The organism is Neisseria subflava, assembly GCF_024205745.1.
In the GTDB taxonomy this organism is placed as follows: Bacteria; Pseudomonadota; Gammaproteobacteria; order Burkholderiales; family Neisseriaceae; genus Neisseria; species Neisseria flavescens_B.
Genome location: NZ_CP073117.1, coordinates 55,840 through 70,406, shown reverse-complemented (window position 1 = coordinate 70,406; position 14,567 = coordinate 55,840). Strand labels below are relative to the sequence as shown.

Sequence of the window (14,567 nt, the reverse complement as noted above, 5' to 3'; positions counted from 1 at the left end):
CGGGCGGAACACACAAAACACATGATTACCGTAAACACTTTGCAAAAATGAAAGCAGAGGGCGAAAAAATCGCCATGCTGACCGCTTATGAATCCAGCTTTGCCGCGCTGATGGACAATGCCGGCGTAGATGTATTGCTGGTCGGCGATTCTTTAGGTATGGCGGTGCAAGGTCGTCAGTCCACTTTACCGGTGAGCTTGCAGGATATGTGCTACCACACTGAATGTGTGGCTCGTGGTACTAAAAATGCCATGATTGTCAGTGATTTGCCGTTTGGCGCATATCAGCAGAGCAAAGAGCAGGCATTTGCGGCAGCGGCAGAGTTGATGGCAGCCGGCGCGCATATGGTCAAGCTCGAAGGCGGTGTCTGGATGGCGGAGACCACTGAATTTCTGCAAATGCGCGGTATCCCTGTTTGCGCCCACATCGGCCTGACTCCGCAATCCGTGTTTGCATTTGGCGGCTATAAAGTTCAAGGCCGCGGCGACAAGGCAGAAGCGTTGCTCAACGACGCCAAAGCGCATGATGCGGCAGGTGCGGCAATCGTATTGATGGAATGCGTTCCTGCGGAATTAGCGAAAAAAGTGACCGAGACAGTTTCTTGCCCGACCATCGGTATTGGCGCAGGCGTGGATTGTGACGGTCAAGTTTTGGTGATGCACGATATGCTCGGCATCTTTCCCGGTAAAACCGCCAAATTCGTGAAAAACTTTATGCAGGGCAAAGACAGCGTTCAAGCTGCGGTCAAAGCCTATGTGGACGAAGTCAAAGCAAAAACGTTCCCATCTGTCGAACATACGTTTGCCGGATAAAATAAAAACCAGGCCGAGACCTTTGCAATAACATAGGTTACTAAAATTTTATGCTCAATCTCATTTTCAAAATGCAAAACCTTTCTGATTTTCCTACTTTTTGCTCAATATTAGGAGGGTTTTAGTCAATTGAAAATTTTTTGGCGCATTTTTATGCGTCAAATTTCGTTAACAGACTATTTTTGCAAAGGTCTCAGGCCGTCTGAAACTTATTTCAGACGGTCTTTTTGATGAATAAAAGCGTATAATCGGCGCGTGATTTCCGTTGATGAAACGGCGGAAAAGATAAAGGATTTTTCAAACCATGCAAATCATTCATACGATTAAAGAATTGCGCGAGTGGCGCAAAACTGCCGGAAAAGTGGCATTTGTACCGACCATGGGCAATTTGCACGAAGGCCATCTTGCGCTGGTGCGCGAAGCAAAAAAACGTGCCGATAACGTTGTGGTCAGTATTTTTGTCAACCGCCTGCAATTCGGACAAGGCGAAGATTTCGACAAATATCCGCGCACTTTGCAGCAAGATGCCGACAAATTGGTGGGTGAAGGCGTTGCCGTCGTGTTCGCGCCTGATGAAAAAGAGCTGTATCCGAATGTGGAACAGCGTTTCAATGTCGAGCCTCCATACCTGCAAAACGAATTGTGCGGCAAATTCCGCCCGGGCCATTTCCGCGGCGTGGCGACCGTTGTGACCAAGTTGTTCAACATTGTTCAACCTGATACCGCCTGCTTCGGCAAAAAAGACTATCAGCAGCTGGCGATTATCAAAGGCTTTGTCGAAGACTTGAATTTCAATATCGAAATCGTTCCGGTCGACACCGGCCGCGCTTCAGACGGCCTGGCACTTTCCAGCCGCAACCAATATTTGAGTGAAGCAGAACGCGCAGAAGCGCCTCGCCTCTATCAAGAGTTGCAAAACATTGCCGCCGCCTTGAAAAACGGCAATCTGGATTACGCCCAGCTTGAAACTGAATGTATCCGCCGTTTGACCGATGCCGGCTGGGTGGTTGATTACGTTGAAATCCGCCATGCACACAACTTGGCAGTGGCTCATGTCGGCGATAAAGAATTGGTGGTGCTTGCCGCCGCCCGTTTGGGTACCACGCGCCTGATTGATAATTTGGAAGTGGCTTTGGCTTAAAACCAAGCTGCTGTTAAAGGCCGTCTGAAACCTGTTTTTCAGACGGCCTGTTTCAAAGGGGTTAAATCATGAAACAAAAAGCTTTAATCTTGCTCCTCCTGCTTGCCGGAGCAGCCCATGCCAACGACAGCACGGGTACAGTCAGCACAAGCGGCATCAAATATCTGAAAAATCCGCATATCGATATGCAGAGCGAAGATTTGTACATCAGCGAATACCAGATTCGCGTGCATTACCGGTTTAAAAACACCTCCTCGCAAGACATTACCGAAACCGTCCTTTTCCCTTTGCCGATTGTTCCTGCTTTCATCGATTACGACTTTGCCGACACCAAAGGCTTGGTTGACAGCTTCCGAATTTACGCCGACGGCAAACCTGTCCGCCCGCAAACCCACGTCCGTGCCTATTTTGAACGGCGTAACGGCTTGCTGGTGGACGTGACCGCCGATTTGAAAAAATGCGGTTTGAGCGATCAGGAACTGATGCACCCTTGGACGCAAAAGCAAGACGGTGAAAAAATCGGCAGCAAAATCGGAGCCTGCCGCTCCGCCAAAGTCCAATCCATGCTGCCCAAACAGACGGATGAACTGCCCGATTGGTCGGCGCAGATTATTTACAGCTGGAAGCAAACCTTTAAAGCCGGCAGCATTACCGAAATCAAACACCAATACACCCCGTTGGTTGGCGGCAGCTTCCTGCCTTCGCTCAAAGCCAAAGACAGCAAAGCATTTATAGACGCTTACTGCATGGATGAAAACTTCCTCAACAACTTTAAAAATGTGAAAGAAGGTTCAAAGTTCTATCACCATTTGGGCTATATCCTGACCACGGGTGCCAATTGGGCAAAACCTATCGGTAAATTCACCTTGACCATAGACCGTGAGCCCAATACCGTAATTTCACTCTGCTGGGACAAATCCCTGCGCAAAGTAGGGCCGAACCGCTTCCAAGCAGTCAAAGAAAATTTCCTGCCGAAGAAAGACTTAGACATTATTTTCGTGTATAACTAATCTTATTTGGCATACATAAAAGGCCGTCTGAAACCTTATTTTAGGTTTTCAGACGGCCTTTTGTTACAATAACGCTTTTGCGTTTCTAAGGTTTTTCCATGTCCAAACCCACCGTCTCCCCGATGATGCAGCAGTATCTCGCCATCAAATCGCAACACGCCGACAAGCTGGTGTTTTACCGTATGGGCGACTTCTACGAGTTGTTTTTGGATGATGCGGTGGAAGCGGCGAAGCTGCTGGACATCACCCTGACCACGCGTGGGCAGATGGACGGCGTGCCGATTAAGATGGCGGGCGTGCCGTTTCACGCGGCGGAGCAGTATTTGGCGCGGCTGGTGAAGATGGGCAAAAGCGTGGCGGTGTGCGAGCAGGTGGGCGAAGTCGGCGCGGGTAAAGGACCGGTGGAGCGCAAAGTCGTGCGCATCGTAACGCCCGGCACGCTGACCGACGCGGCGTTTTTGGAAGACAAGGAAACCAACCGCATTGCGGCGGTGAACGCGGATAAAAAACACATCGCCATCGCGTGGGCATCTTTGCAAAGCGGCGAATTCAAAACCAAGCTGACGACGGCGGACAAACTTGCCGACGAGCTAGCGCGTTTGCAGGCGGCGGAAATCCTGTTGCCCGAAGGCAAAAGCCTGCCTGACGGTTTTCATGCAACTTCTGCCAACATCACGCGCCTGAACTCATGGCAGTTTGCCGCCGAGGCGGGCGCGAAGTTGCTGACCGAATACTTCGGCTGCCAAGACCTGCACGGCTTCGGTTTGGACGGCAAGGAACACGAAGCCGCCGTCGGCGCGGCGGGAGCGTTGTTGAACTACATCCGCCTGACGCAAAACCTGATGCCGCAACACCTCGACGGCATTTCGCTCGAAACCGACAGCCAATATATCGGCATGGACGCCGCCACGCGCCGCAATCTCGAAATCACGCAAACCCTCTCCGGCAAAAAATCGCCGACCCTGTTTTCCATACTCGACAGTTGCGCCACCCACATGGGCAGCCGCCTCTTGGCACTCTGGCTGCACCACCCCTTACGCAGCCGCGCCCACATCCGCGCCCGCCAAGAAGCCGTTGCCGCATTGGGTTCGCAATACGAAACCCTGCAAGGTCGTCTGAAAAACATCGCAGACATCGAACGCATCGCCGCCCGCATCGCCGTGGGCAATGCACGTCCGCGCGACCTCGCCGCCCTGCGCGATAGCCTGTTTGCCCTGTCCGAAATCGAATTGTCCGCTTCAGGCAGCAGCCTGTTGGAAACCCTCAAAGCCGTTTTCCCCGAAACCCTGCCCGTCGCCGAAACCCTCAAAGCCGCCGTGATGCCCGAACCCGCCGTCTGGCTCAAAGACGGCGGCGTCATCAACCAAGGCTATTGCGCAGAACTTGACGAGTTGCGCCACATCCAAAACCACGGCGACGAATTCCTGCTTGAGCTTGAAGCGCGCGAACGCGAACGCACCGGCCTCTCCACCCTCAAAGTCGAGTTCAACCGCGTCCACGGCTTCTACATCGAGCTATCCAAAGTTCAAGCCGAACAAGCCCCCGTCGACTACCAACGCCGCCAGACTCTCAAAAACGCCGAACGCTTCATCACGCCCGAACTCAAAACCTTCGAAGACAAAGTCCTGACCGCGCAAGAGCAGGCATTGGCATTAGAAAAACGCCTGTTTGAAGCCTTGCTGAAAGAAGTTCAGACGGCCTTGCCACAGCTTCAAAAAGCAGCCAAAGCCGCCGCCGCCCTCGACGTACTTTCTACGTTTGCCGCCATTGCTGCCGAACGCGGTTTCGTTTGTCCTGAGTTCGCCGACTACCCCATCATCCATATCGAAAACGGCCGCCATCCTGTCGTCGAGCAACAAGTGCGCCACTTCACCGCCAACCACACCCGCCTCGACCACAAACACCGCCTTATGCTTTTAACCGGCCCTAACATGGGCGGCAAATCCACCTACATGCGCCAAGTCGCCCATATTGTCCTCATGGCGCACACCGGCAGCTTCGTCCCCGCCGATTCAGCCCAAATCGGCCCCATCGACCAAATCTTTACCCGTATCGGCGCATCGGACGACTTAGCTTCCAACCGCTCCACCTTCATGGTCGAAATGAGCGAAACTGCCTACATCCTCCACCACGCTACCGAGCAATCCCTCGTCCTTATGGACGAAGTCGGTCGCGGCACGTCGACTTTTGACGGCCTCGCCCTTGCCCAAGCCATTGCCGAACATTTGCTGCAAAAAAACAAATCCTTCAGCCTCTTTGCCACCCACTATTTCGAGTTGACCAAACTGCCCGAAGCCCACGCAACGGCAGTCAATATGCACCTCTCCGCACTTGAGCAAGGCCAAGACATCGTTTTCCTCCACCATATCGAGCCCGGTCCTGCCAGCAAAAGCTACGGTATCGCCGTTGCCAAACTCGCAGGTCTGCCCAACCGCGCTTTGAAAGCGGCTCAAAAGCATTTAAACGATTTGGAAAACCAAGCCGCCGCCAACCGTCCGCAGTTGGATATTTTCAGCGCCATGCCGTCTGAAAATGGGGCAGATGAGGAAGGGAAAGAACAAGAAGTTGAGCCTGTCAATCATTTGCAGAACAATGAATTGGCTGAAGCGTTGGCGCAAATTCAGCCCGACAACCTCACGCCGCGCGAAGCCTTGGATGCCTTATATCGCTTGAAAGATATTTGCAATAAGGCGTCGTAAATAACTCAAAGGCCGTCTGAAACAGGGGAACATATTGATGAGTTTTACTGACATTACCGTGGTTGGTATTACCGGCGCAGATTCTTATACCGAGGGCACGATGTATGCCATTGTCCGCAGCTGTGCCGAATTGCCTGGCAGCCGTGGATTGCTGATTAGCCCGAGCTGTCCGCAAGGTTTGCCGGAGAATATCCGACATCAGCCTTGCCGGAAATTCGGTTATCTGGAATACAATCTGTTTGTTTTGTACCAACTGATGTATTACATCGATACTGATTATTGTTTGATTGTTCAAAATGACGGCTGGGTGTTGAACGGTCAAAACTGGCAGGATGCCTATCGGGAATATGACTATATCGGCGCACCTTTGCCGATTTTGTTGGAAACCGAAGCCGACGGGCAGTTTTTCCTGAAGGGAACCGACCAATATTTGGCCAAACAACATCTGATTCAGATTTCTCCGAATTTTGATGAGCCGCAGAACGGCGGTTTCAGCCTGCGCAGCAGACGGCTTTTAACCATGCCGCGACAACTGGGCTTAAATGTAGAAATCCGACCGCCTTTACCGCCGAAAGACGAAAAAATTGCCGATATGGAATGGCTGGTACGGCTGCACCACGAAGATATGTTTTTGACGGCACAACACCGTTATAGATTGCAGGACTTGGGTTTGAAATTCGCGCCTCCGAATATTGCTACGCAATTTTCTTCAGAAGTGCCGTTTATCAATCAAATGAGGAATGTCCCTTTAGAGCGCGTCTTTGGGGCGCACTGGATGGGCAATGTGGTCTTGACCGGCTGCAACCGTGTCCGGTTTGCCCAATTAAATGAGGATAAATTGGAAACATACTCCCGTTTTTTTAGAAATTTGGGTTATGAATGGGAATAAATTAAGGCCGTCTGAAAGTTCAGACGGCCTTTTTTAATGGCTGTTAATGCTGATGGGCATGGCGTGCAGCCGCGCGTTTGGTGCCGACAGGCACAATCAGCGTTGCGTAAGCTTTGTCTTGTTGGCATACGCTTTTATCGCTGTAATCGGTCTCGTTCACCACTTTGATTTTCCACAAGCCGTCAATCAACGTAATCACATTGACCACGCCGTTTTTATCGGTTTTGCCGGAGAAGCCTTGAGGCTCGCGGTGGTCATGGGTTGATTCCAAGTCCATTTCGGCCAAAGTGTCCGAGCTGGCGGTAACGGTGGCTTTAACCAAAGGCTCGCCTTTGTACAGGACTTTGACCGGCAAAATACCGCCGGCTTTGACTTCGTTAGGATTTTTCAGCGGAACCAGTTCCAGCTCTTGGCCGATAGGGCGGGTCAACACAGCTTCATCAACTGCGCCGTTGCCCACTTGGACAAAGCTCTTGCCGAACATTTGCGATTGTTCGCAATAGGTTGAACCGGCCAGCTGTTTTAAGGTTTGCTGTTTCCAGCCGTCTTGGTTTTTCGACCAAAAAGTCGGTTTGTAGGTTGCGCTGACCCAGTAAGAACCTTCAGGCAAAGCGGCTTTGGAAACGTATTGATAGTTTTCGCCTTTATTTACCAAATCAACGGTTTTCTTTGAGCTGCCGGTCAATTGCAGCGGTTTGAAAATATGTACGCGGTCGTCGGCGATTTTTTCGACATTGGGGAAGTCATGGCTGTAACCCAAATCCGCATGCAGGATTTGGCCGGCAGGCTGATGTGTCGGTGCGGCTACCCAAACATCGTGCGCCTGCGCCACTGCGCCCAATCCCAGCAATCCTAAAAGCATCCATTGTTTCATAGTTTCTACACTCCATTTTGTTGTTGAATGAAAGGCCTTGTATTTTGGCGAGTAGAAACATTACTCTTATTTGCATTTTTTGTAAATAATAAGGATTATATTTTTTTAATTATAAATAATTATTTATATTGGATTTTCAGACGGCCTGACGTATTGGGTAATACTGTTTGCAACGTATGTTTATCTTGTATAAATAGCTGCTTTAATCTTTATCTGATTGATGTATATATAATTTATCGTAATGCTTATCTGTGTGGGCATTTTTTCCCGACTTCCGCCCGGATTGTATATAACCAAAACTGATAAACGCGAAAGCAAACATTATTTCCAGTTTGCATCCAATCCCGATAAAGTGCTCCCATATTTTTAACAGGAGCCGACCATGAATATCCGTACGCTTTCTTTTGCCGCTTTGACCGCCGCGCTGGCTTTGAGCGCGTGCTCGCCAAAAGCCGAACAATCCGCCGACAATGCTTCTCAAGCTGCCGGAGGTAAGGGGGGCGAAGTCAAATTGCTGAATGTCTCCTACGATGTCGCCCGCGATTTTTATAAAGAATACAATCCTTTATTTGTAAAAGAGTTTGCCGCAAAAAACGGTGGACAGACGGTTGAAGTCCAACAGTCGCACGGCGGCTCCAGCAAGCAGGCTTTGGCTGTCGCCAATGGTTTGGCTGCCGATGTGGTGACCATGAACCAGACTTCCGATATCGAGCTTTTGGTGAAAAAAGGTTTGGTCAAAGCCGATTGGAACACGCGCCTGCCGGACAATGCCGTACCTTATACCAGCAACGTCGTTTTCTTGGTGCGCAAAGGTAATCCGAAACACATTCAAGACTGGGGTGATTTGGCCAAAGACGGCGTGCAAATCGTTTTGGCCAACCCGAAAACCACCGGCAACGGCCGCTACGCCTTTTTGGGTGCGTACGGTTATGGTTTGAAAGTGAATAACGGCGATGAAGGCAAAACCAAAGATTTTGTGGCCGCATTGCTGAAAAACACGCCGGTGTTTGAAAACGGCGGCCGCGCGGCGACAACGACCTTCAGCCAACGCAATATCGGCGATGTCTTGGTTACCTTTGAAAATGAGGCCAACTATGTCAGCAAAAAGCTGACCCAAGACCAGTTTGAAATCGTTTATCCAAGCTACACCATTCTTTCCGAAGCACCGGTTGCCGTCGTGGACAGCGTAGTCGATAAAAAAGGCACACGCGCCGCTGCCGAAGCCTATCTGCAAAACCTCTGGAGCGAGCCGGCCCAAGAGTTGGCCGCCAATCTTTACCTGCGTCCGCGCAATGCCGAAGTATTGGCGAAACACAAAGCCGATTTCCCTGAAATTGAGACGTTTAATCCGAATGAGAAATTTGGATCGTGGGAAGAAATCATGAAAAAATTCTTTGCCGATGGTGGATTGTTTGACCAGCTTTCCAGTAAAAAATAAGGCTTAAACATAGAGGCCGTCTGAAACGTCAGACGGCCTTTTGTTACAATAAGCCTTTTTCTTATCCACCTTTTCCCATGTCCCAACGCAAAATCATCCATATCGATATGGACGCATTCTACGCTTCGGTAGAACTGCGCGAGCAGCCACACCTGAAAGGGCTACCCGTCGTTGTGGCGTGGGACGGTACGCGGTCGGTCATTTGTGCCGCTTCTTATGAGGCGCGCAAATTCGGTTTGCACTCGGCCATGTCGGTGGCAACGGCGAAAAGGCTGTGTCCGCAGGCGGTGTTTGTGCCGCCGCATTTTGATTTGTACCGTCAAGTGTCGGCGCAGATTCATGCCGTGTTTCGGCGTTATACCGATTTGATCGAGCCTTTGTCTTTAGACGAAGCCTATTTGGATGTTACCCGAAATTTTGAAAATATCCCGTACGCTAGCGAGGTGGCCAAACGTATTCGCGCCGAAATTTTTGAAGAAACCGGTTTGACAGCCTCCGCAGGCATCGCACCTAATAAGTTTTTGGCCAAAATCGCTTCTGACTGGCGCAAGCCGAATGGGCAGTTTGTGCTGCCGCCGCAAAAAATCATGGTGTTTTTGGAGAGCCTGCCGTTGGGTAAGATTCCCGGTGTCGGCAAAGTTACGCTGAAAAAGATGAATGCTCTCGGTATGCAGACCGCCGGCGATTTGCGCAGTTTTGAGCGCGGCGAACTTTTAAACCATTTCGGCCGCTACGGCTACCGCCTTTACGATTTGGCACGCGGTATCGACGAGCGGCCTGTCAAAGCCGAACGCGAACGCCTGCAAATCTCAACCGAAATCACTCTGCCCGAAGATTTGTCTTTGGCGCAGGCTTCAAACCATTTGCCGCACCTTGCCGAAGACCTCTGGCGGCAGATTGAGCGCAAAAATGTCGAAGCCAAAGGCGTTACCCTCAAACTCAAAACCCACGATTTCCGCATTATCACGCGTTCGCTGACGTATTCTTCCGTCCTGCCCGACAGCGCCTCGCTGCTTCAGGCGGCGCATACTTTGCTGCAACGCATACCGCCGCAACGCGAAGATGCCTTTCGCCTGATCGGTATCGGCGTGAGTCATTTGCTGCCGAAAAACCAGCAGCAGACGCTTTGGTTATAAAGAAATAGAAAAGCATTCTTTCCGTTTGAAGATAGGGCGCAGGACAATATTGTTCCATAACCATATCGGCAGCCGTTTAAACAGGCCGTCTGAAAATTATTAGGAACAACCAGCCATGTCTTTATTCCGCCCACAATTCTGGAAAATCCCCGAAATCAGCGATGACGAACGCCGCCGTCTACCTGAGTTGGCAGCTACTTTGGAGCGCCGTTTGCAAGACATTGCCGCGCGCTATCCGCAAGCCGTGTTCGCATCCAGCCTTGCGGTTGAAGATATGGTCATTACCGATGCCGTGTGCCGTCTGAAACTGCCTATCCGCATCATCACGCTCAATACGGGCAAACTCAATCCTGAAACCGCTGCGTTGATTGCCGAAACCAATGCGCGCTATCAAACCGAATTGGAAGTGTTTTATCCCAACCGACAAACTGCCGCCGAATTTGAAGCGGAGTTTGGCACGGCCGCGATGTACGACAGCGTCGAGTTACGCCGCCGTTGTTGCCATATCCGCAAAATCGAACCGCTCAACCGCGCGTTGCACAACGCGCCTGCATGGCTGACCGGACAACGCCGCAGCCAGTCCGAAACACGTAGCGAATTGAATTTTGAAGAGCTGGATACGGGGCGCAACATCGCCAAATTCAATCCTATTTTCGATTGGGAAGAGCAGGATGTTTGGGCATATGCATACGAGCACCGAGTACCGCTCAATGCGCTGTATCATCAGGGCTATCCCAGTATTGGGTGCGAACCCTGCACGCGTCCGGTTAAGCTGGGCGAAAATATCCGCGCCGGGCGATGGTGGTGGGAGAGTAAAGACAGTAAGGAATGCGGTTTGCACAAATAATCAAAGGCCGTCTGAAAACGTTTCAGACGGCCTTTTTGACGGTTTAACAAAATGATTTATCAAGAATTTATTTTCCGCTCAACAAAAGTGGAAAGCAGGGCGGTATTGATGTCCCATTTCCAAATGCCTTGATCCGAGCCGTCCATGCCACGCAGGAAGAGATAGCGGATGGCGATTTTGGGCAACGGCTTGCCGCGCAGGGCGTAGTAGCGCGCAATGGCAACGGCGTAGATCAGGGCTTGCAGGTAGTAGTGATGATGCGCTACGGCTTCGTTCATCGCCTGTTGCGTGTACGCGCTTGCATCGTTGCCCAAATGGTTGGATTTGTAGTCGATTAAAATGACATTGCCGTCTGAATCTTGGCAAACCATATCGATAAAGCCGTTCAAATAGCCTTGCAAATCATGGAAATCAAGCAGTTGCGCGGCTTGGACGCATTCGGGCGGCAGGTTTGCTTCGCTTGAAGCAAACCAACGGCGCAAGTCGTCCAGTTTGAAATCGTCCATGTACAGGGTGAACCCCATTTCGGGCAGGCGTCGGGTCGGCGGAATCTGCGACAGGCTCTCGCCGATTAAAGGAGTCAGGCGGCAGGTGTCGAGCATGGTGCTTACCGTCGGCAGCCATTTGCCTTCAAAGCTGTGGCGTTGCAAAACTTCGGCAATCATTTCGGATTGGCTCTCGGCAGAGGCGGCGAAGTCGAGTTTTTCCAACATTTCATGCAAACATACGCCGGCATTGGTGCCGCGGGGAAAATGGTGGATATCGAGGCCGTCTGAAAGTGGGGACGGCAGGTTTTCAGACGGCATGGCACGGTCTGCGCTTTCTGCCGGGTCGATGGCAGGTTGCAAAGGCTCGTGTTGCTCGTCGCTTGACTTGGTGTGCCTGCTCAAACCGGTAAAGCTGGTATGGCGGATAAAGTCAAAATTGCGGCGTTTAATGCTATGTGCGCTCAAGGCTTGGTCTTGCTGGCGGCTGTATTGGTAGACGGTTTCCGGCGGGGCTTCTTCCGTGAAGGTAAACTCCGTATTTTCAGGCGCATTTTTGATAAAGCGTTGCCAGTTGAGCTTGAGCATTTCCACAACGTCTGTCGCGCTTTGATAGCTTTGGCTGACGCTTTCGCGGCCGGCATCCGGCAAACCTTCGAGCAGATAGGCAAAAGGATTGTTTGGCGTACAGTTTTTGTTGGCGGCGGCGTAGATATTGAGCTGTTCTTCGGCGCGGGTAAGGGCGACATAAAGTAGGCGTAAATCTTCTGCCGTCTTTTCGTCGGCAAGATGGCTTAGTTCTGCTTCCGAGGTTTGAGATTTGGCCAGCAGCTCGGTTTCGTGGTTGTCAGTATGCAGGATTTTCCAGTTTTCTTTGGAATTGTCTTTGGTATCCCACGCGAAGGGGCAGTAAACCAAAGGATATTGCAAACCTTTCGACGCGTGCATGGTAACGATTTTGACCAATTTTTCATCGCTTTCAAGACGGATGGTTTGCGCGTCTAACGGGAAATGGCCGCTGCGCGCACGGCTGATTTGTTCGTTCAGCCATTTATGCAGGGCGGCAGGGTTGCGGCTTTGGCTGTCTTCTTCGGCCAAAAGCTCCAGAATTTGGTAGTAGTTGGTCAGGCTGCGTTCGTTGCCGCCTTTGAGCAGGCGTGTTTCGATGTCATGTAGGGCGGCAAACTGCTGCACGGCGGCAAAAATGCCGCCTTTCCGCCATTTTTCCATGGCTTGGGCAGACGACTCCAGCCATTTCAGCAGCTGGTGTTCGTTGTGGTTGAGTTCGTAAATCTCTTTGGCGGTATAGCCGAACAAAACGCCGGTCAAGACAAAGCGCAGCCAGTCGGTTTGCCTTGGGTTGAGCCAAAAGCCGATCAGCGCGGACAGCGAGTCGGCCTCGGCGGAATCGAAAACGGACTGGCGCGACAGCAACACGCTTTGGATACGGCGCTGTTTCAGTTTTCCGGCAATCATTGCCGCTTCGTTGTTGGTGCGCACCAAGACGGCAATATCGCCGGATTCCAGCGCGCGGCCTTTGAAGTTCAGACGGCCTTCGGCTGCTTCATTGAGCGCAAAGGCAATTTCATCGGCGCAATATTCGGCGGCACGGTCGCGCAAAATCTCTTTGCCGGTTTGGTCGTCCGTATTGAGCCAGCGCACTTGGATGGCGGGGCAGTGTGGCGACAGCCGGCTTTCGGCGCGGCTGGCGGAGACATCGCTGTAATCGATGTTTGCCAACACGAAGGGGTGTTTTTTTTGTTTGAACAAGGCGCTGATGCCGTTGATCAGCTTGGCATGGCTGCGGTAGTTGACGGCGAGGGTGTAATGCCTGTCCGCATCTTGCGCGGCTTGCAGATAGGCGTAAATGTCCGCACCGCGAAAGCTGTAAATCGCCTGCTTGGGGTCGCCAACGAGAAACAGCGGGCAGCCTTGTTCGATAAAAATTTGGCGGAAAATTTCGTATTGCAGCGGGTCGGTATCTTGGAATTCGTCAATCAGCGCGATTTCCCAGTTTGCCGCCGCCGCTTTTGCCAATGCGTTGCCGTGTTCATTGGTGGTCAATGCCTGATGGACGTCCAGCAGCAAATCGTCAAACACGCGCTCGCGGCGTGATTTTTTTTGTTCGGCAATAGATTGGTTGATGTAGGAAAGGAGGTCGAGTTGCAGGCAGATGAAGACCGCTTCTTCCGCGCTTTCCATTGCCTGCAAATCACGACCGAGATTGGCCAAGGCTTGCAGCTGAATAATTTCCGGCGCATCGGCATCGGCTTTATATTCTTTTTTCAGTTTGCTGTTGAGCGTGTCGATACTGAAGAGGCTTAATTTTTCTAGCGTTTGTTTGCTCAGGCGGGGCAGACGGTTGGATTCGGCGTTTGTTTTTAAATCGGTAAAAACATTTTCAAAGGTTTTTCTTTTGTAGGTTTGGCCGTTAAGTTTGGGAAAAATTGCCCAAAACGCTTTTTCCAAGTCTTCCAACTGGACGCAAACTTTTTGCCATGTTTCTTGAAGGTTGGCTTGGGCTTCTTTCAAATCGCCTTCAGGCCGTCTGAATTTCAGATAGGGGCGGCCGGTATAGCTTTTGATTTCGGCAAGCATTTTTTCAGGGGTGCATTTCCGGTCAAAAACCAATTGTGCCAATGTGGCATCGGTTGCCACTTTCTGCCGCCAAAAATCCTGCGCAGGAATCAGCAGCCTCTCGCGAGAGTCGTCCGACAGCTCGACATCCAAAGGCGCGCCGCACAAAAACGCGTAATCGCGCAAGACGCGCTGACAGAAGCCGTGGATGGTGTAAATCGATGCGTTGTCAAACTGGCTCAGCGCGGCTTTGAGGCGGAGAATCAGGCGATGGCAGCTTTCCTGTCCGTCTTGCTCGCCTAAAGCCAAAGGAATCAAACGATTGAGAAAGTCATCGGGAGATTTTTTCTCTTTGTCGTAATATTTGTTCAGGCCGTCTGAAATATGTTCCGGCTTGCCGCCCAAGGTTTGGATTTCGTTCAAAACCTGCAACACTTCGTCCAAACGCGCGCGCAAACGGGTTTTCAGTTCTGCCGTCGCTGCTTTGGTAAAGGTAACGACCAGAATTTTCTCGATGTCTTTTTTTTCTAAAACAATCAGTCGGGTAAAGAGCGCGGCAATGCCGTAGGTTTTACCCGTACCGGCGGAAGCTTCGATGAGGTTGGTGCCGTCGATGGAAAGTGTGAGCGCGTCAAAAGGAAGGGCGGAAGACATGGTGG

9 protein-coding genes and 1 pseudogene are annotated in these 14,567 nt (G+C 51.3%); 8 read left to right on the top strand and 2 right to left on the bottom strand.

Annotation, left to right across the window (positions count from 1 at the left end):
* The first annotated feature begins 21 nt into the window (after positions 1 to 21).
* From panB to KCG55_RS00315, 5 genes and pseudogenes are all read left to right on the top strand, one after another.
* Positions 22 to 812 (top strand): annotated as a pseudogene (gene panB, locus KCG55_RS00335) (3-methyl-2-oxobutanoate hydroxymethyltransferase).
* A 304-nt stretch (positions 813 to 1,116) separates the two neighbouring features.
* Complete coding sequence (gene panC, locus KCG55_RS00330; RefSeq protein WP_254323049.1) at positions 1,117 to 1,953, top strand: pantoate--beta-alanine ligase; 837 nt, start codon at positions 1,117 to 1,119, stop codon at positions 1,951 to 1,953.
* Positions 1,954 to 2,021: 68 nt separating this feature from the next.
* On the top strand, positions 2,022 to 2,963 hold the full coding sequence (locus tag KCG55_RS00325) for a DUF4424 family protein (RefSeq protein WP_254323048.1): 942 nt from the start codon (positions 2,022 to 2,024) through the stop codon (positions 2,961 to 2,963).
* Between the two features lie 98 nt (positions 2,964 to 3,061).
* The gene (gene mutS, locus KCG55_RS00320; protein WP_254323047.1) at positions 3,062 to 5,662 is read left to right on the top strand and encodes a DNA mismatch repair protein MutS; all 2,601 of its coding nucleotides are present in this window, start codon (positions 3,062 to 3,064) and stop codon (positions 5,660 to 5,662) included.
* A 37-nt stretch (positions 5,663 to 5,699) separates the two neighbouring features.
* Complete coding sequence (locus tag KCG55_RS00315; protein ID WP_254323046.1) at positions 5,700 to 6,551, top strand: DUF5672 family protein; 852 nt, start codon at positions 5,700 to 5,702, stop codon at positions 6,549 to 6,551.
* 43 nt (positions 6,552 to 6,594) lie between these two features.
* Here the strand turns inward: KCG55_RS00315 and KCG55_RS00310 are convergent, their stop codons facing one another.
* The gene (locus tag KCG55_RS00310; protein WP_003685007.1) at positions 6,595 to 7,425 is read right to left on the bottom strand and encodes a DUF4198 domain-containing protein; all 831 of its coding nucleotides are present in this window, start codon (positions 7,423 to 7,425) and stop codon (positions 6,595 to 6,597) included.
* Positions 7,426 to 7,813: 388 nt separating this feature from the next.
* Between KCG55_RS00310 and KCG55_RS00305 the strand changes: the two genes are divergently transcribed.
* The 3 genes from KCG55_RS00305 (at position 7,814) to KCG55_RS00295 (ending at position 10,846) form a co-directional block, all read left to right on the top strand.
* Positions 7,814 to 8,863: a sulfate ABC transporter substrate-binding protein gene (locus KCG55_RS00305; protein WP_191620652.1), complete on the top strand. Its 1,050-nt coding sequence runs from the start codon at positions 7,814 to 7,816 to the stop codon at positions 8,861 to 8,863.
* Between the two features lie 77 nt (positions 8,864 to 8,940).
* The gene (dinB, locus tag KCG55_RS00300; protein ID WP_254323045.1) at positions 8,941 to 9,999 is read left to right on the top strand and encodes a DNA polymerase IV; all 1,059 of its coding nucleotides are present in this window, start codon (positions 8,941 to 8,943) and stop codon (positions 9,997 to 9,999) included.
* 115 nt (positions 10,000 to 10,114) lie between these two features.
* Positions 10,115 to 10,846 (top strand): phosphoadenylyl-sulfate reductase, encoded by a 732-nt coding sequence (locus KCG55_RS00295; RefSeq protein WP_254323044.1) that lies wholly within the window; start codon positions 10,115 to 10,117, stop codon positions 10,844 to 10,846.
* A gap of 59 nt (positions 10,847 to 10,905) precedes the next feature.
* Here the strand turns inward: KCG55_RS00295 and recB are convergent, their stop codons facing one another.
* Complete coding sequence (gene recB / locus KCG55_RS00290) at positions 10,906 to 14,562, bottom strand: exodeoxyribonuclease V subunit beta (RefSeq protein ID WP_254323043.1); 3,657 nt, start codon at positions 14,560 to 14,562, stop codon at positions 10,906 to 10,908.
* Positions 14,563 to 14,567: the final 5 nt, after the last annotated feature.

Bases quoted from the DNA above. Each gene is read 5' to 3' on its own strand.
- KCG55_RS00310 (WP_003685007.1), bottom strand. From the start codon at position 7,425: ATGAAACAATGGATGCTTTTAGGATTGCTGGGATTGGGCGCAGTGGCG.
- dinB (WP_254323045.1), top strand. From the start codon at position 8,941: ATGTCCCAACGCAAAATCATCCATATCGATATGGACGCATTCTACGCT.
- KCG55_RS00325 (WP_254323048.1), top strand. From the start codon at position 2,022: ATGAAACAAAAAGCTTTAATCTTGCTCCTCCTGCTTGCCGGAGCAGCC.
- KCG55_RS00315 (WP_254323046.1), top strand. From the start codon at position 5,700: ATGAGTTTTACTGACATTACCGTGGTTGGTATTACCGGCGCAGATTCT.
- panC (WP_254323049.1), top strand. From the start codon at position 1,117: ATGCAAATCATTCATACGATTAAAGAATTGCGCGAGTGGCGCAAAACT.
- recB (WP_254323043.1), bottom strand. From the start codon at position 14,562: ATGTCTTCCGCCCTTCCTTTTGACGCGCTCACACTTTCCATCGACGGC.
- KCG55_RS00295 (WP_254323044.1), top strand. From the start codon at position 10,115: ATGTCTTTATTCCGCCCACAATTCTGGAAAATCCCCGAAATCAGCGAT.
- mutS (WP_254323047.1), top strand. From the start codon at position 3,062: ATGTCCAAACCCACCGTCTCCCCGATGATGCAGCAGTATCTCGCCATC.